Origin of the sequence: Rhodococcus sp. 14-1411-2a (assembly GCF_002259485.1) — a bacterium.
Classification (GTDB): domain Bacteria; phylum Actinomycetota; class Actinomycetes; order Mycobacteriales; family Mycobacteriaceae; genus Rhodococcoides.
This window is the reverse complement of the sequence record NZ_NPGA01000007.1, coordinates 302,412-319,270: the sequence shown is the minus strand read 5'-3', so window position 1 is coordinate 319,270 and position 16,859 is coordinate 302,412. Positions and strand designations below refer to the sequence as shown.

General features: G+C 64.9%; 14 protein-coding genes. 10 read left to right on the top strand and 4 right to left on the bottom strand.

The genetic code is table 11. The features are described 5' to 3' along the window. Positions 1-3: 3 nt before the first annotated feature. Entirely contained in the window at positions 4-825 is an 822-nt protein-coding gene (locus tag CH291_RS03470; RefSeq protein ID WP_094686729.1) for a uroporphyrinogen-III synthase, read from the top strand. Here the strand turns inward: CH291_RS03470 and CH291_RS03465 are convergent. Beyond that, entirely contained in the window at positions 822-1,889 is a 1,068-nt protein-coding gene (locus CH291_RS03465; RefSeq protein ID WP_094686728.1) for an NAD(P)-binding domain-containing protein, read from the bottom strand. The genes CH291_RS03470 and CH291_RS03465 overlap by 4 nt on opposite strands. 62 nt (positions 1,890-1,951) lie before the next feature. On the opposite strand from CH291_RS03465, the gene CH291_RS03460 reads away from it, so the two are divergent. The 3 genes from CH291_RS03460 to CH291_RS03450 all read left to right on the top strand — a co-directional run bounded on the left by CH291_RS03460 (position 1,952) and on the right by CH291_RS03450 (position 4,880). Beyond that, positions 1,952-2,683, top strand: a complete 732-nt coding sequence (locus CH291_RS03460) for an enoyl-CoA hydratase (RefSeq protein ID WP_094686727.1) — start codon at positions 1,952-1,954, stop codon at positions 2,681-2,683. Continuing rightward, positions 2,680-4,014, top strand: coding sequence for an ammonium transporter (locus CH291_RS03455; protein ID WP_068051099.1), 1,335 nt, complete (start codon positions 2,680-2,682; stop codon positions 4,012-4,014). Before CH291_RS03460 ends, CH291_RS03455 begins: the two co-directional genes overlap by 4 nt. A 191-nt stretch (positions 4,015-4,205) precedes the next feature. Next, entirely contained in the window at positions 4,206-4,880 is a 675-nt protein-coding gene (locus CH291_RS03450) for a hypothetical protein (RefSeq protein WP_068051100.1), read from the top strand. Positions 4,881-4,953: 73 nt separating this feature from the next. Here the strand turns inward: CH291_RS03450 and CH291_RS03445 are convergent, their stop codons facing one another. Next, complete coding sequence (locus CH291_RS03445) at positions 4,954-5,913, bottom strand: alpha/beta fold hydrolase (RefSeq protein ID WP_094686778.1); 960 nt, start codon at positions 5,911-5,913, stop codon at positions 4,954-4,956. Between the two features lie 201 nt (positions 5,914-6,114). On the opposite strand from CH291_RS03445, the gene shbA reads away from it, so the two are divergent. Further along, positions 6,115-6,696, top strand: a complete 582-nt coding sequence (shbA, locus tag CH291_RS03440) for an RNA polymerase sigma factor ShbA (protein WP_068051103.1) — start codon at positions 6,115-6,117, stop codon at positions 6,694-6,696. 113 nt (positions 6,697-6,809) lie between these two features. Continuing rightward, the gene (locus tag CH291_RS03435; protein ID WP_094686726.1) at positions 6,810-8,456 is read left to right on the top strand and encodes a purine-cytosine permease family protein; all 1,647 of its coding nucleotides are present in this window, start codon (positions 6,810-6,812) and stop codon (positions 8,454-8,456) included. A 62-nt stretch (positions 8,457-8,518) separates the two neighbouring features. Here CH291_RS03435 and CH291_RS03430 read toward each other — a convergent pair whose 3' ends face one another. Next, on the bottom strand, positions 8,519-9,322 hold the full coding sequence (locus CH291_RS03430; RefSeq protein ID WP_094686725.1) for a crotonase/enoyl-CoA hydratase family protein: 804 nt from the start codon (positions 9,320-9,322) through the stop codon (positions 8,519-8,521). Between the two features lie 47 nt (positions 9,323-9,369). Further along, complete coding sequence (gene htpG, locus CH291_RS03425; protein WP_094686724.1) at positions 9,370-11,295, bottom strand: molecular chaperone HtpG; 1,926 nt, start codon at positions 11,293-11,295, stop codon at positions 9,370-9,372. 94 nt (positions 11,296-11,389) lie between these two features. Here htpG and CH291_RS03420 point away from each other — a divergent pair, with 94 nt between their 5' ends. The 4 genes from CH291_RS03420 to CH291_RS03405 all read left to right on the top strand — a co-directional run bounded on the left by CH291_RS03420 (position 11,390) and on the right by CH291_RS03405 (position 16,858). Further along, positions 11,390-12,505, top strand: a complete 1,116-nt coding sequence (locus CH291_RS03420) for an MBL fold metallo-hydrolase (RefSeq protein ID WP_094686777.1) — start codon at positions 11,390-11,392, stop codon at positions 12,503-12,505. 19 nt (positions 12,506-12,524) lie between these two features. After that, positions 12,525-14,921 (top strand): HAD-IC family P-type ATPase, encoded by a 2,397-nt coding sequence (locus CH291_RS03415; protein ID WP_094686723.1) that lies wholly within the window; start codon positions 12,525-12,527, stop codon positions 14,919-14,921. Between the two features lie 42 nt (positions 14,922-14,963). Continuing rightward, on the top strand, positions 14,964-15,152 hold the full coding sequence (locus CH291_RS03410; protein WP_068051116.1) for an antitoxin: 189 nt from the start codon (positions 14,964-14,966) through the stop codon (positions 15,150-15,152). Positions 15,153-15,229: 77 nt separating this feature from the next. Continuing rightward, positions 15,230-16,858 (top strand): Na+/H+ antiporter, encoded by a 1,629-nt coding sequence (locus CH291_RS03405; RefSeq protein ID WP_094686722.1) that lies wholly within the window; start codon positions 15,230-15,232, stop codon positions 16,856-16,858. The last annotated feature ends 1 nt before the right edge of the window (position 16,859 follow it).

Genomic DNA, 16,859 nt, shown 5'->3' with positions numbered 1-16,859 from the left:
CCCATGTCCGATTCGCTCGCAGGCAAGACCGTTGCCCTCACTGCCGAGCGACGTGCAGACGAACTGGCCACCATGCTCGAACGCCGCGGCGCGAACATCGTTCACGCCGCGGCGATTCACGTTCTGCCCCTGATCGACGACTCCGATCTGAGGTCCGCCACCGAGGGCATCGTCCAACGCCCACCGCAGATCGTCGTGATCAGTACCGGCATCGGTTTTCGGGGCTGGCTCGACGCGGCCGCCGACTGGGGTATGCGCGAAGAACTCGTGACAGCGCTGGGTCACACTCGAATCCTTGCGCGAGGTCCCAAGGCGCGCGGGGCAATTCGTGGCACGGGGCTCCGCGAGGAGTGGTCGCCGGCCACCGAGGCCTCGCAGGAAGTCTCCGATCATCTCGAGGCCGAGGGTGTTGCCGGGGTGGACATCGCAGTTCAGCTGCACGGGGTGATCACCGAGTGGGAGCCGACCATTCACCTCAGCGATGCGTTGGCGGGACTCGGCGCGCACGTCCGACCGATCCCGGTGTACCGCTGGATTCGCCCCGCGGATCAGGCTCCACTCGTCGACCTGTTGGAACAGGTCATCGACCATCGGGTGGACGCGGTGACGTTCACCAGCGCCCCCGCGGTAGCGTCCCTGCTCTCGACCGCCAAGGACAACGGCCTGCTCGACGCCTTCCTCGACGCGCTTCGAGGCCCCGTCGCCGCGATCTGCGTCGGGCCGGTGACGTCGGCTCCCTTGGATGCGTTGGGTGTTCCGACCTCGATGCCGAGCCGTGCACGGTTGGGGGCGCTGGCGAAATTCGTGACCGAGCAGCTCTCCTAGCCCAGAGTTTCCAGCAACTCCGTGACCGCGGCTCGCCCGGCTCGGTTCGCCCCGATCGTGCTGGCGGACGGCCCGTAGCCGAGCAGGTGGACGCGATGGTTCGCGGCGACCCGGGTCGTGAGCCTGCCGTCCATGACGATTCCGCCGCCGTGTCCGCGCAGGCGCAGCGGAGCGAGGTGGTCGAGGGCGCTCCGAAAACCGGTGGCCCACAGAATCACATCGGCGTGCTGACTCGACCCGTCCTCCCACATCACGGAATCTTCCGTGATGGACGAGAACATCGGCTTGCGTTCCAGAGCCCCGCGCTCGCGGGCGGCAGCCAACGACGGCGTGAGCAACAGCCCGGTCACCGAGACGACCGAGCCGGGTGGCAGGCCTGCCCGCACACGTTCCTCGACCATGGCGACGGCTTTGCGGCCGGCATCGTGGTCGAATTCGCTGTCCCGGAACACCGGTGGTCGACGCGTCACCCATGTCGTGGACGTGACCTGTGAGATCTCGTCGAGCAGTTGGACGGCCGAGATGCCGCCGCCCACCACCACGACGTGCTTGCCTGCGAACTCGTCGGCCGTCCGATAGTCCTTGGTGTGCAGTTGCCTGCCTGCGAACGTCTCGGCTCCGTCGTAGTGCGGAACGAACGGCTTCTCCCACGTCCCGGTTGCGTTGATCAGCCCCTCGGCCATGACGACGGTCTCGCCGGCTTCGACTCGGAATCGGGGTTCCCGATCGCACACGACTGTCACCGTGACGGGGCGTCGAACATGCAGTTCGAAGCGTTCCTCGTACTCGCGGTAGTACCGGGGGACGGCGTCGGCGGCGGCGATGGTCTCGGCCGGCTCGTCTCCGAGCGTGTCCGCGAAGGCCATACCGGGCAGGTCGTGGACGCCATTGACGGTGCTCAGCGTCAGCGAGGGCCAGCGGAACTGCCATGCGCCGCCCGGCCCGGGGGAGCGATCCAACATCACGAAGCCCTCGCCTGCGGTGAGTCCGGTGCGGTGCAGGTGATAACCGGCCGAGAGTCCGGCTTGGCCGGCGCCGATGACGGCGACCCGAGTGTCGATCATGGAGACCAGTAGATCAGGCCCCGCACTGTCATTTTGTGTACTGGTGGGTAACCTCTGCTCTCGTGATCGGACTCTCTCGTGACGGCGACGTCGTCACCCTCGAACTGCAGCGGCCGGATCGACGGAACGCGTTGAACTCCGAGTTGTGCCTGGCGGTGCATCGCGGAGTCGAACAAGCCGAGCGTGACGGCGCGCGGGTCGTGGTCGTCACCGGCCAGGGCACCAGCTTCTGTGCGGGTGCAGACCTGACGGGGGACGCGTTTCCCGAGCACTTCGGGCAGATCCTCGAAGAGATGCTGACGGCAATCCAGCGGACCTCGATTCCGGTCGTGGCCGCGGTGAACGGACCGGCCGTCGGTGCCGGCACACAGTTGGCTGTCGCGTGCGATCTGCGAGTCGTTGCGCCGGGGAGCTTCTTCGAAATACCGTCGACCCGGCTCGGCATCGCGGTCAGCAACTGGACCATCCGGCGGTTGGCCTCGCTCGCGGGCGGAGGTGTTGCGCGCACCATCCTGCTCGGCGGTGAGCGGGTGTACACCGAGCAGGCGTTCACCTGCGGGCTGGCGAACAAACTCGGCGACCTGGACGTCGCGACACAGTGGGCGCAGTCGATCACCGAACTCGCTCCTTTGGCGTTGCGTCACCTCAAGCTCGTCTTCAACGACGATGGAGCACAGGATGTTCCGACGCCGGAGCAGGTCGCTGCGTTCGAGGCCGCGTGGAGCAGCGAGGACATGAAAGAAGCGCGCCGCGCACGATCCGAGAAGCGCAAGCCGAAGTTCGTGGGACGGTGATCGTCGGCGCGCCCGATGCGGGCGATACGGCGTGGCTGCTGACCAGTACCGCGCTGGTGCTGTTGATGACTCCCGGCCTGGCCTTCTTCTACGGCGGCATGGTGCGCTCGAAGAGTGTGCTGAACATGATGATGATGAGTTTGTCGGCAATCGCAGTGGTGTGGCTGCTGTGGTTGGCGTTCGGATTCTCGATGGTGTTCGGCGACAACGTGATCGGCGGGTGGATCGGAAACCCGTTGCAGTACGCCGGTTTCGAGGGTCTGCTGGGCGGGGTGTACACCTCGGCCGCAGGGACGGTGTCGATTCCGTTGGTGGGAACCGTTCCAGCGCTGGTGTTCGCGGCGTTCCAGGCAGGTTTCGCGATGGTGACGGTGGCGCTGATCTCCGGCGCCGTCGCAGACCGAATGCGATTCGTACCCTGGGTGCTGTTCGCGGCGCTGTGGTCCACACTCGTCTACTTTCCGGTGGCGCACTGGGTGTTCTCGCTCGACGGGCTCACCAGTGAGTTCGGTGGGTGGATCACCAACAAGCTCGGTGCCATCGACTTCGCCGGCGGAACTGCGGTGGAGATCAACGCAGGCGTCGCCGGCCTCGTTCTCGCGCTCGTGGTCGGCAAGCGGCGGGGTTGGCCGCGAGATCCCATGCGCCCGCACAACCTTCCGGCCGTCATGCTCGGAGCCGGGCTGCTGTGGTTCGGTTGGTTCGGGTTCAACGCGGGGTCGTCGTTGGCCGCGGACGGCGTCGCCGCGGTGGCTCTGGTGAACACGATGGGTGCAGGAGCGATGTCCATGGCGGCGTGGCTCGTCGTCGAGAAGCTGCGGGACGGCCATGCGACGTCGTTCGGTGCGGCCTCGGGCGTCGTGGCCGGTTTGGTGGCCATCACACCCTCGTGCACGGCGGTCACCCCGATCGGTGCCGCGGCGATCGGCATCGCGTCGGGTGCGTTGTGTGCTCTGGCCATCGGCCTCAAATACCGCTTCGGCTACGACGATTCGCTCGACGTCGTCGGTGTGCACCTCGTCGGTGGCATCGTCGGCACGCTGATGATCGGACTCGTGGCCAGTGCGAAGATGCCGGCAGGGGTGGACGGTCTGTTGTACGGCGGCGGGCTGCATCAGCTGTGGGTACAGGCGGTCGCGGTGGCTGCGGTGTTCGCCTACTGCGCCGTCGTCACCACCGGCATCGCGTTCGCGATCAAGGCTGTCATGGGAGTGCGCGCCGACGCGCAACACGAAGCCGACGGTCTCGACGAGCACGAGCACGCCGAGTCCGCCTACGACTTCGGGGTGAGCCACGGAGGCAGCAACAAGCCGGGTCTTTTCGGTAAGTAGAGACAACCCGCGCGTGTCGTTTACGAACGGTTTGGACTTCGAAACCCGTTCTGTCCCTTATGAGTCGATGCGTGCAATCGTTGTTCGGTTCGACCCCGATCGTTCATCTTCGGTTCTCCTGACCCGCGTGTTCCACCCATAGTTTTTCGCTGCTCGCATCGAGTGATGGACACGACGAAAGACTGAGGAACATGAAGCTGACTCGATTCGCGGCAACGTCCGCATTGGTCATTGCAGCGATGACGACCGCCATGGGCACCGCCTATGCGGATCCGGCACCGGCTCCCGCCGCTGCCGTCGGGTGGAACGTCACCCAGGCCGGCAACCAGGTCCTCGTCGACACGACGGCCGGCACCCTGAGCAACGAGGACAACCACCTCGTCGTCCGCGACGCCAACGGTGTGCTGGTCGACTCGGTGCCGTTGGCCATTGCCGCAGACGGCTTCTCGCACCCCGTCGCCGCCGTCATCGACGGAAACCGCGCCACCCTGACCGCCGACGCCTCGCCTGCCGCGGCAACGCCGGTCTCCGCCTCTCTCCCGGGTCTGCAGCAGGTCGACCTGCCCGCCGCGGTCTCCGGCGTCAAGGACAACATCAGCCTGTCCGCTTCGGTCGGTGGATTCCTCGGAGCCGCAACCGGTCTGGTCACCGGTTGCTTCCTCGGAGCCATCGCCGCCGGCACCGTCTCCGCGCCTGCCCTGCTGCTCTTCGGTGCAGCACCGGTAGCCGGATGCGTCGGCGGCGCACTGCTTCTCGGCTCGGGTGCTTCGCTCGCCGGAACCGCCATCGGTGGTCTCGGTGCCATCGCCGGCAACGCAGGGCAGTTCATCCAGCTCCTCAACGCTCCTCCCGCCGTCAAGAAGTAACTCTCGTACAGCAGTGCTGTGGCCCGCATCGGATCCTCCGTTGCGGGCCACAGTCGTCGGCAGGTCCTTGTCGCTAGCGAGCCAGGGCGAGATCTCGCACGTGTGCACGGCGAGCCGCCGTCACGAGTTCGACGACGGCATCGGCCACTTCGTGGGCCCGTTCGAGGATCACCATGTGCCCGGCCTCCGCGACGCACACCAGGCGAGCGTCGGGCAGATGTTCGGCAATGGTTTCCGAGTGACGCATCGGTGTCATCAGGTCGTCCGAGCCGCACAACACCAGGGTGGGGATCGAGGCGAGCGTAGCCAGGCCGGCCACCTCGTCCAGACCTCGGAATGCCCCGAGGAAGCCGGCCAACGTCACGATGGACGTCTCGCCCAGCATTGCCGTCGCCAGCGTCACCACCCTCGGACCGACTCTTCGGGATCCGCAGCCCGCGGTCCTGACGATGGGTGCCCACACGCCGCGACTGAGTCTCTTGGCACCCGACATCAGTCGAGGGGCGCGTCGAACAGCGGCCTGGAACACCGACACCGCGGGATGCGCGAGGGCACTGCCGAGTCCGTCGTCGGTGATTCCACCCGCCGACGTCGCGATCAAACCGACTCCGACCAGGCGCGTGCCGATGGCCTCCGGGTTCTGACGGGCGTAGGAGAGCGCCGTCATTCCCCCCATCGAATGGCCGACGACGACGAACGGTCCCGACGGGACCATCGCACGGATGACGTCGGCCAGGTCCTCACCGAGCTGATCGATGGTGCAGCTCTCCGGCGCGGCCGCACTCGACTCCCCGTGCCCGCGGTGGTCGTACATCACGATCCGCACATCGTCTCCCCAGGCGTGTTCCACCTGTGCACGCAGGTCGGTCCACGACTGCATCCGCAGGCAGTGTCCGTGCACGAACACCGCGGTCAGTGGCGCATTCGGATGCCCGAACTCGCGAACCGCCAGAGCGGTGCCGTCGCCGGCAGCGACGGTGCTGCGGCGACCGACCTGATGGCTCTGCTCGCTGGTGATCTCGTTGGTATTCATGGGCGGCGCTCCGCGGGTGTGAGTGTCACGTGCTGCGACGACGGTGTTGTCCGGTACTTCGCTTCGCCGACACACCGTGTTACCTGAATCACAATTTTTGTTCGGTGTGGTACCCACTCGGACCAAGCCGGGTGGGAATCGGCACCGAAGTACTGGTGAGCGTTCAGGAGAGGACGCGCGTTGCCAGTGAGGAGATCGGCCATGAGTTTCGGCATGGACAGGCTCGAGGACGTTGTGCCCCGCGCCGTTGCGGGAGATCGACTCGCTCTCGAACAGGTGCTGGTGTTGATCCAGCCACCGGTTCGTCGATACTGCGCAGCTCGCATCGGGAATCTCGACGTCGCCGCGGACGATGTGGTGCAAGAGGTCTGCCTCGCACTGGTCACCGCCATCCCCAAGTACCGCGACATGGGCAAGCCCTTCATGGCGTTCGTGTACGGGATCGCCGCGCACAAGCTGGCCGACGCGGGCCGTAAATCGGTACTGCGGCAGTCGTTCTCGATCGACGAGATGCCGGAGGAGCAATCCACCGATGCCGGGCCGGAGCAGCTTGCACTCGGCGACGAACTGCGTAGCCACACCCAGGCATTGATGGACACCCTGCCGACGAAGTACCGCAAGATCATCCTGATGCGAGTCGTGTGGGGAATGACGGCACCGCAGACCGGCGAGGCGCTCGGAATGACGGCCGGAGCCGTGCGAGTGGCCCAGCACCGGGCGATGAACATGCTGCGCGCCGAGCTGTCGAACTTCTCGCTGCTGGCGGCGCGCGCAGTCGCCTGACAAACCTCGCCGGCGGGACTACGGGGACGAATGTCCGAATCGCCGGAGTGAGTAACCGGAGCTACATCTCTCCAAGACATAGCGGCAACGTGGCGGTTCTACGTTGTTGACCCATGACCGCTGTACAGCCTGCGCCGACAGACACCGCGCTGAAAGAGACGCTCGAGGACTACACGCTGCGCTTCGCGCCGCGTAGCTACCGCAAGTGGGGAACCGGAGTCGTCGCGACATCCGCCCTCGGCGGCATCGCGTATCTCGCGGACTTCGCCATCGGTGCGAACATCGGAATCTCCTACGGAACCGGCAACGCGCTCTGGGGCATCCTGGTGTTCGCCGTCGTGATCTTCCTGACCGGGCTCCCGCTCGCCTACTATGCCGCCCGCTACAACATCGACCTCGATTTGATCACGCGGGGAAGCGGTTTCGGCTACTACGGATCGGTCGTCACCAACGTCATCTTCGCGACGTTCACGTTCATCTTCTTCGCGCTCGAAGGCTCGATCATGGCGCAGGGTCTCGAACTCGGCCTGGGCATTCCGCTGCCCATCGGCTACGCGGTGTCCACGATCATGGTCATCCCGCTGGTCATCTACGGCATGAAAGCCCTTGCCAAGCTGCAGGTCTGGACCACCCCACTGTGGCTGGTGCTGATGGTGCTGCCGTTCGTCTACCTCGTGTTCAGCAATCCCGATTCGGTCGGCGAGTTCTTCGCCTACGGCGGTCAGGACGGTGCCGACGGCAAGGGGGTCAACATCGGATCGGTGATGCTCGCGGCCGGCGTGTGCCTGTCGCTCATCGCGCAGATCGCCGAGCAGATCGACTACCTGCGTTTCATGCCGCCCAAGACTCCCGAGAATTCCCGACGCTGGTGGACCGCAGTACTTCTCGCCGGTCCGGGCTGGGTCATCTTCGGTGCACTCAAGCAGGTCGTCGGACTGTTCCTCGCCGTGTATCTGATCGCCAACGTGGTCGACGGATCCACCATCGCCAACGAGCCGGTGCACCAGTTCCTGGAGATCTACGAGAACTTCATGCCGGGTTGGCTCGCCATGACCCTCGCGGTGATCCTGGTCGTCATCAGTCAGATCAAGATCAATGTGACCAACGCGTATTCCGGGTCGCTGGCGTGGACCAACTCCTACACCCGCATCACCAAGACCTACCCGGGGCGCATGGTCTTCGTGCTCTTCAATCTAGCGATCGCGCTGATCCTGATGGAAGCCAACATGTTCAGCTTCCTCAACGACATCCTCGGCTTCTACGCCAACTGCGGTATCGCGTGGATCGCCGTGGTGGCGTCGGACATCGTCTTCAACAAGTACATCCTGAAGCTCTCACCCAAGGTCCCCGAGTTTCGACGCGGCATGCTCTACAACATCAATCCGGTCGGCTTCGGATCGATGGCGGCGTCGGCCATCCTGTCGATTCTGGTGTTCTTCGGAGCATTCGGACCGGCGATCAAACCGTACTCGCCGATCGTGGCTCTCGTTCTGGCACTGATACTTCCGCCCATCCTGGCGGTGGCAACCAAGGGCAAGTACTACCTGCGGCGTACCGATGACGGCATCGATCTGCCGATGTTCGACGAGCACGGCAACCCGTCCGACGCACTCGTGATGTGCCACGTCAGCGGTATGGAATTCGAGCGACCCGACATGATCGCGTCCAACGTGCCCGGGCCCAACGGGGAGAAGCAGTACATCAGTTCACTGTCGCTGAGCACCGACAAGACGGGGGAGCACATCCTGCCCCCGCAGTAGCGACTTCGTCGCAGGTGAGCGGAAACTCGTAGTGGGGCCCGAGTTTCCACTCACCTGGCGAGTCAGCGTCCTCGGAACTCGGGATCGCGACGCTCGAGCATCGCGTCGACAGCCTCGGAATGATCCTCGGTGTGGTGTGCGATGGCCTGAAAGGCGGCGGAGAGTTCGAGCAAGGATTCCAGACTCTGCTGCTGGCCCTCGCGCAACAACTTCTTCGTCATACGCAGTACCTGCGGTGGGTTGGCCGCCACGCGCCGTGCCAGCGCGTGGGCAGCGTCGAGCAGATCCTCGGGCTCGACGACCCGAGAGACCAGGCCCCATTCCAATGCCGTAGCGGCGTCGATGGCCTCGCCGGTGAACGCCATTTCGCTCGCCCGTGCCATGCCGATGGCCCGGGGGAGCAGCCAGGCCCCACCGTCTCCGGGAATGATGCCCACCTTGGCGAAACTCTCGGCGAATGTCGCAGTGGTCGAGGCGATTCGAAGATCGCACATCAACGCCAGATCGCAACCGGCTCCGATGGCTGGGCCGTTGACCGCGGCGATCGTGGGAATCTCGCAGTGATACAACGCCTTCGGGATTCGTTGAATGCCGTGGCGGTAGCCCTGCCGCAACTCGGCCGGGCTACCACCGAACATTCCCTGCTTGTCCCGCATGTGCTTGACGTTCCCGCCCGAGGAGAATGCCGAACCGGCACCGGTCAGGACGGCAACCCTGATCGATGGATCCCCGTTCGCGTCGGCGATCGCGGCCTCGAGGGCGTCGATGGTCTCCGCCTCGGAGATGGGATTACGGGCCTGGGGGTTGTTCAACGTCCAGGCGACGATGTCCCCGGTGCGCTCGATCAGCAGTGGTGCGTCGGTCATGGCGGGAGGGTCCTCCATCGTCTCGTGCGCACATGCGGCGCAGGCACTCAGATGGTGCGGGTCAATCGATCGGCCAGCAGACGCGAGAACTTCGCCGGGTCCTTGAGCTCGGTGCCTTCGGCCAACAGGGCCGTCGCATAGAGCAATTCGGCGGTCTCGGCGAGGTGCGGATCGTCACTGCGATCCTCGCGGGCCTTCTTCAGTCCCGTCACGAGATCGTGGGTCGGGTTGAGTTCGAGGATCCGCTTGGAGGTCGGCACGAACTGTCCCGACGCCTTGTACATCTTCTCGAGTTGCGGGGAGAAGCTGAACTCGTCGCCGACGACGCAGGCCGGGGACGTGGTGAGTCTGGTGGACAGGCGCACCTCCTTGACGTCCTCGCCGAGGGTCTCGGTCAGCCAGGTGAGCAGGTCCGCGAATTCCTTGTCCTGCTCCTCGCGCTTGGCCTCGGATTCCTTCTTCTCCTCTTCGGTGTCGAGGTCCACCTCGCCCTTGGCGATGGACTGGAACGACTTTCCGTCGAAGTCGGTGACGTTGCCGACCCACACCTCGTCGACCGAATCGGTGAGCAGCAGCACCTCGAGCCCGCGAGCCTTGAAGGCCTCCATGTGCGGCGAGCTCTCGATCTGCTGACGGGATTCACCCGTCATGTAGTATATCTGCTGTTGGCCGTCCTTCATCCGGTCCACGTACTCGGCGAGGGTGGTCACACCCTCCTCGGAGTTGGTGGACGCGAACGAGGAGATGCCCAAGAGGGTTTCGCGGTTGTCGGCGTCGGAGATCAGGCCCTCCTTGAGGACCGTGCCGAACTGCGACCACAGCGTCTTGTACTTGTCGGGCTGCTCGCTCTGCAGTTCCTTGACCGTGGAGAGCACCTTCTTGGTCAGGCGTCGACGGATCGCACGGATCTGCCGGTCCTGCTGCAGGATCTCGCGAGAGACGTTGAGCGAGAGGTCCGCTGCGTCGACTACGCCCTTGACGAAGCGCAGGTACTCGGGCAGCAGTTCCTGCGAGTCGTCCATGATGAACACGCGCTTGACGTACAGGTGCACGCCGGCCTGGCTCTCGCGCATGAACAGGTCGAACGGTGCCTGTGACGGAATGAACAGCAGCGCTTGGTATTCGAACGTGCCCTCGGCCTTGAACGGGATGACCTCGAGCGGCTCGTCCCAGGCGTGGCTGACGTGCTTGTAGAACTCCTTGTACTCCTCCTCGGACACCTCGTCCTTGGAGCGGGTCCACAGCGCCTTCTGCGAGTTGATCGTCTCGGTCTCGATCGTGACGGTGTCCTCGCCGCCCTCTTCTTCGCTCTTGACGCGCTTCTCGACGTCGATGCGAATGGGCCAGGCGATGAAGTCGGAGTACTTCTTGACCAGTTCCTTGATCTTGCGCTCGGACGCGTAATCGTGGAGGTGGTCCTCCTCGTCGGCGGACTTGAGGGCCAGCGTCACCGACGAACCCTGCGGGGCGTCGTCGACGTCGGTGATCTCGTAGGTGCCCTCGCCGGTGGACTCCCACTGGGTGGCCGTCTTCTCGCCCGCCTTGCGGGTGAGCAGCGTGACCTTCTCGGCCACCATGAACGTGGAGTAGAAGCCGATGCCGAACTGGCCGATCAGTTCTTCGGAGGCGGCCGCGTCCTTGGCTTCCTTGAGCTTCTTGCGAACCTCGGCGGTGCCGGACTTGGCCAGCGTGCCGATGAGGTCGATGACCTCGGCGCGCGACATGCCGATGCCGTTGTCGCGGATGGTCAGCGTGCGGGCCGCAGCGTCGATGTCGATCTCGATGTGCAGATCCGAGACGTCGACGTCCAGGTCCTTGTTGCGGTACGACTCCAGGCGCAGCTTGTCCAGCGCGTCCGAGGAGTTCGAGATCAGTTCACGGAGAAAGCTGTCCTTGTTGGAGTAGATGGAGTGCACCATCAGATCCAGGAGCTGACGCGTCTCCGCCTGGAATTCGAGCTGTTCGGTACTCAATGTCTCCCCTTCTAGCAGCAAAACCGACGCGAATATTCTACGGCAAGACTACGGGTGAGCTGCGAAGACGTCGGCGCCGCCTACTGTGGTGGCCGTGACGAAGACGAAGTTCGTTCTGGGAGCAACGGCAGCACTGAGCGGGGCCTGGTTGGCGCGTGCGCTGTGGGGTCTGCCGTCGGCCATCGGTGCCCGACGCGTGCACATCACTCCGTATGCCGCCGGGTCTCCGCGATACCGCGATCGCCGGTTCCACAACTCCGACCCGAGCTCGAGCTACGTACCGGGGCGCGGCGAGAAGGGACAGCAGAACATGTTCGTCTCGCTGATCACCGAACGCGGCAAGGGCAGGCCGCAACGCCCGATTCCGTTGGCGCCGCCCATCGCGCCGGTGGACGCGGGCGAGCTGGCCGTCACCTGGTACGGCCACTCGAGTGTGCTCGTCGAGGTCGACGGCTATCGCGTCCTCGCCGATCCGGTGTGGAGCAACCGGGTGTCCCCGTCCTCGGTGGTGGGCCCGGCACGGCTGCATCCGACGCCGGTCGAGTTGGTCGACCTACCGACGGTCGACGCCATCGTGATCTCCCACGATCATTACGACCACCTCGACAAGGCGACGGTGCAGAAGCTGGCGAGTACACAGTCGGCTCCGTTCGTCGTGCCGCTCGGCATCGGCGCTCACCTGCGTAAGTGGCGGGTGCCCGACGAGCGCATCATCGAGCTGGACTGGGACGAGCAGACCAACATCGGCGGCCTCACTGTCACGTGCACCGAGGCTCGGCATTTCTCCGGCCGCGGTCTGACCCGGGACTCGACGCAGTGGGCGTCCTGGGCCTTCGCCGGTCCGATTCGACGCGTCTTCTTCGGCGGCGACACCGGCTACACACCGAAGTTCGCCGAGATCGGCAGCAACTACGGCCCCTTCGACCTGACGCTGCTGCCCGTCGGGGCCTACGACGCCCGGTGGCCGGACATCCACATGAATCCCGAGGAAGCGGTCACGGCGCACATCGACCTGACGGCGTCGGGCATCTTCGTTCCGATTCACTGGGCCACGTTCAACCTCGCCTTCCATCCGTGGTCCGAGCCGATCGTGCGGCTGCATGCCGCTGCGCAGGACGTCGGTGTGCAGGTGGCGGTACCGATGCCGGGCCAGCGCATCGACGGCACCCGAACCCTGCACGACGATCGCTGGTGGTCTCGGCTCGGCTGAGCGGGTTTAAGCTGCACGCATGTCTATCGAGGCCGATGCTCAGCGGGACACCGGGCTGACCGAGGCGGACGTCGCCAGGCTCAGGGCCGAGGGAAAATCCAACGACGTTCCGGCCCGTGCTTCTCGGTCGGTTCGCGACATCGTCCGCGGCAACGTGTTCACCCGAATCAACGCGATCCTCGGTGTGCTGTTGATCATCGTGCTCTCGACGGGCTCGGTGATCGACGGCATGTTCGGGCTGTTGATCGTCGCGAACAGCGGCATCGGCATCGTGCAGGAGATTCGCGCGAAGCGCACGCTGGATCGGCTGGCCATCGTCGGACAGAACAAGCCTCAGGTTCGACGCGAGGGCGTCTCGAAGCAGATTCCCCCCGACGAGGTCGTGCTCGGCGACATCGTCGAACTCGGTCCCGGTGATCAGATCGTCGTCGACGGTGAGGTGATCGAGAGCGCAAGCCTCGAGGTCGACGAGTCGTTGCTCACCGGCGAGGCCGACACGGTGCACAAACTCGAAGCGACGCAGGTGCTGTCGGGAAGCTTCGTGGTCGCAGGCAGTGGGGCGTACCGTGCGACGAAGGTGGGCCGAGATGCGTACGCGGCCAAGCTCGCCGAGGAGGCGAGCAAGTTCACGCTGGTCAAGTCCGAGCTGCGCAGCGGTATCGACAAGATCCTGAAGTTCATCACGTACCTGATGATTCCGGCGGGCGCGCTGATCATCTACAACCAATTGTTCTCCAGCGGTCAGGCTTTGAAGCCGGCCCTCAACGGTATGGTCGCCGCGCTCGTTCCGATGGTGCCCGAAGGCCTGGTGTTGATGACGTCCATCGCATTCGCGGTGGGTGTGATCCGACTCGGTCAACGGCAGTGCCTGGTCCAGGAGCTGCCTGCGATCGAAGGCCTCGCCCGCGTCGACGTGGTGTGTGCGGACAAGACCGGAACCCTCACCGAGAACGGTATGCGGCTGTCCGAGTTGATGCTGATGGACGAGCACGATTCCGACTCCGTCACAGCGGCTCTCGCATCTCTGGCGCACGACGATCCGCGGCCGAATGCGAGCGTGCAGGCCGTCGGCGAAGCGTATCCGGACGCGCCCGGGTGGACGCAGAGCGCCGTGGCCCCGTTCTCCTCGGCCAAGAAGTGGAGCGGACTGTCCTACGGCGACCACGGGAACTGGCTGCTCGGTGCACCGGACGTGTTGCTCGACGCCTCCTCCGACATTGCTCGTCGCGCCGAGGAAACAGGCTCGCGTGGACTCCGGGTGTTGTTGCTCGCCAGCTCGGACCGCTCGGTCGACGACGACGAGGCACCCGGTGTGGTGACACCGCGTGCGCTGGTGATTCTCGAGCAGAAGGTGCGCGAGGATGCCCGAGACACGTTGGAGTACTTCGCAAGCCAGCACGTCGAGGTCAAGGTCATCTCCGGCGACAATGCCGTCTCGGTCGGTGCGGTCGCGGGTTCGCTCGGCCTGCCGGGCGGCGACGCCCCGATCGATGCGCGTGATCTGCCCGAGGACTCCGACAAGCTGGCCGACGCCGTGGCGTCCTCCACCACGTTCGGTCGGGTCCGGCCCGATCAGAAGCGGGCGATGGTGGGCGCGTTGCAATCTCGCGGCCACACGGTCGCGATGACCGGCGACGGCGTCAATGACGTGCTCGCACTCAAGGACGCCGATATCGGCGTCTCGATGGGTTCGGGGAGTGCGGCCACCCGAGCCGTCGCGCAGATCGTGTTGTTGGACAACAAGTTCGCCACGTTGCCCTACGTCGTGGGGGAGGGGCGACGCGTCATCGGCAACATCGAGCGTGTCTCCAATCTGTTCCTCACCAAGACCGTGTACTCGGTGTTGCTGGCGTTTCTGATCGGGCTCTCGGGTGTGCTCTCGCAGATCTTCCACTTCGAGCCGATTCCGTATCCGTTCCTGCCCCGGCACGTGACGATCGCGGCATGGTTCACCATCGGCATCCCGGCGTTCGTTCTCTCGCTCGCGCCCAACAACGAGCGGGCGCGCAGCGGATTCGTCTCGCGGGTGATGCGGCTGGCCGTCCCGTCCGGTCTGATCGTCGGCTCGTGCACGTTCGTCTCCTACCTGCTGGTCTACGCGGGCCCCAACGCCAGCGAGACCCAGGTGACGCAGGCCAGTACCACCGCGCTGATCACGTTGATCATGATCGCGCTGTGGGTGTTGGCCGTCGTCGCGCGGCCCTACAACTGGTGGAAGATCCTGCTGCTCGGTGGGTCGGTCGGTGGCTATCTGCTGCTGTTCGCAATCCCGTTCTGCCGCACCTTCTTCAAGCTCGATCCGTCGAACGTCGGAGCCACCACCAGTGCGTTGATCATCGGCGGCATCGGTATCGCGCTCGTCGAGGTGGCTCATCGATTCGGATCGGTACTACGCAATCGGCAGAACGAAACGTAGGCTTCCGGGTGTTCCGTTGCACCCGACCGGCAGGAGAGTTTCATGGGCTTCGCAGACAATTTGAAGGGCATGGTCGACAAGGGCAAGGACCTTGCGGCCGAGAACTCGGACAAGATCGACGACGTCGTGGAGAAGGCTGGGGACTTCATCGACAACAAGACCGGCGGGAAGTACTCCGACAAGGTCGACAAGGTTCAGGACGCAGTCAAGAAGGCGATTCCGGACAAGTAGGACCTTTCGGTCTTCCGCATCGGTGATCGTGGCCGTCGGTCGTACCCCGGGGTGCGGCTGACGGCACAATCGTCGGGGTGGACGGACCGATTCTTCTTCTCGTAGTCATCTTCGCGATCGCAGTCGCCGGTTTCGCCAGGCGTATCGATCTGCAGGTCCCGCTTGTCCTGGTCACCGTCGGATCCATTGCCTCGTTCGTTCCCGGGGTCCCGCACGTCAGCCTGTCGCCTCAGCTGATCCTCGGCGTGGTGCTTCCGCCGCTGCTGTACTCCGCCGCGCTGGATTTCTCGTTCGTCACCTTCCGGCGAAATCTCGGTCAGATCCTTCGGCTCGGACTGGTCATGGTGATCGTGACGACGGTGGCCGTCGGCTGGTTCGCCAATCTGCTGATTCCGGAGCTGACCTTGGGTGCGGCTCTGGTCCTCGGTGCCGTCGTCGCCCCGCCCGACGCGGTGTCCGCCGTCGCCGTCGGCCGCAAACTCGGTCTGCCCGCGCGGATGATGGCGATCTTGACCGGCGAGTCCTTGGTGAACGACGCGGCCGCGTTGACTCTGTTCACCCTGGCCGTCGCGTCGGTGACGGGCAGTCGAATCGAACTGGGCTCACCGGTGCTGTTCTTCCTGTACGAGATCGTCGGCGGTGTTCTGGTCGGATTCGTCCTCTCGCGCCTCGTTCGTTTCGTCCGCAATCGCATCGCCGACTCGGCGCTGGAAACTGTGCTCGGACTCGTCCTACCGTTCGCGGCCTATCTGGCGGCCGAGGAAATTCATGCCTCCGGTGTGCTCGCTGTCGTCACGGCAGGCTTCGTTCTGGGCCGCGTCACTGCCGACGTCTCGGTGGCCACGAGGGTCCAGGAACGGCAGGTGTGGCCAACGCTGGATCTTCTGCTCGAAGCATTCGTGTTCGCCTACATGGGTTTACAGCTGAAGTTCGTCATCGAAGAGGTCCAGCGTGAGGGGTTGCCGGTCCACCACGTATTCGCCTATGCGTTGCTGGTGCTCGTCGCGGTCATAGCGGTGCGTCCAGCGTGGATCTTCGCAAACTCCGGTCGAGACATACTGCTTCGTAAGCTGTTTCGACGATCTGCGACCGGTGAAGCGGGATTGACGTGGCAGCAGAACCTCGTGCTCTCGTGGGCGGGCATGCGTGGGGTGGTCACGCTCGCTGCGGCGGCCGGTGTGCCGCTGACCACCGTGCTCGGCGACGAATTCCCCGGCCGCGCAGTGATTCAGGCCGTGGCCTTCGTCGTCGCGGTCGGGACGTTGCTGCTGCAGGGGCTGACGCTTCCGCTGCTGATCCGTCGACTCGACGTCGCAGATCCACTCGAGCAACAGCGCAACGACAATCAGCGGCTGCTCTCGCAGGCCATCGCCCGTACCGCGGCGGAGGACTATCTGCAGCGCGCGGCGAAGGACGGAATTCCAGGAGTGGACAGCGAACGTGTCGCGGAGGTGATCGAGCGCGTCCGACGCTCGGTGCGCGCTCGATTGGATGCCGACGAGACCGAGGATCGCGAGAAGCGAATCGCGGCGGCAGGAGCGTTGTTCGATTCGCTGCGGCACAACGTCCTGGTCGCGCAGCGAGCGGCACTCATCGCGGCCCGCGACTCGGGGGAGTTGGAGGACGAAGCTCTGCGGGCAGTGTTGAATGGCTTGGACGTGGAAGAAATTGCGGCGGAAGCCCGCATCGCACGACGCACGACGTAGA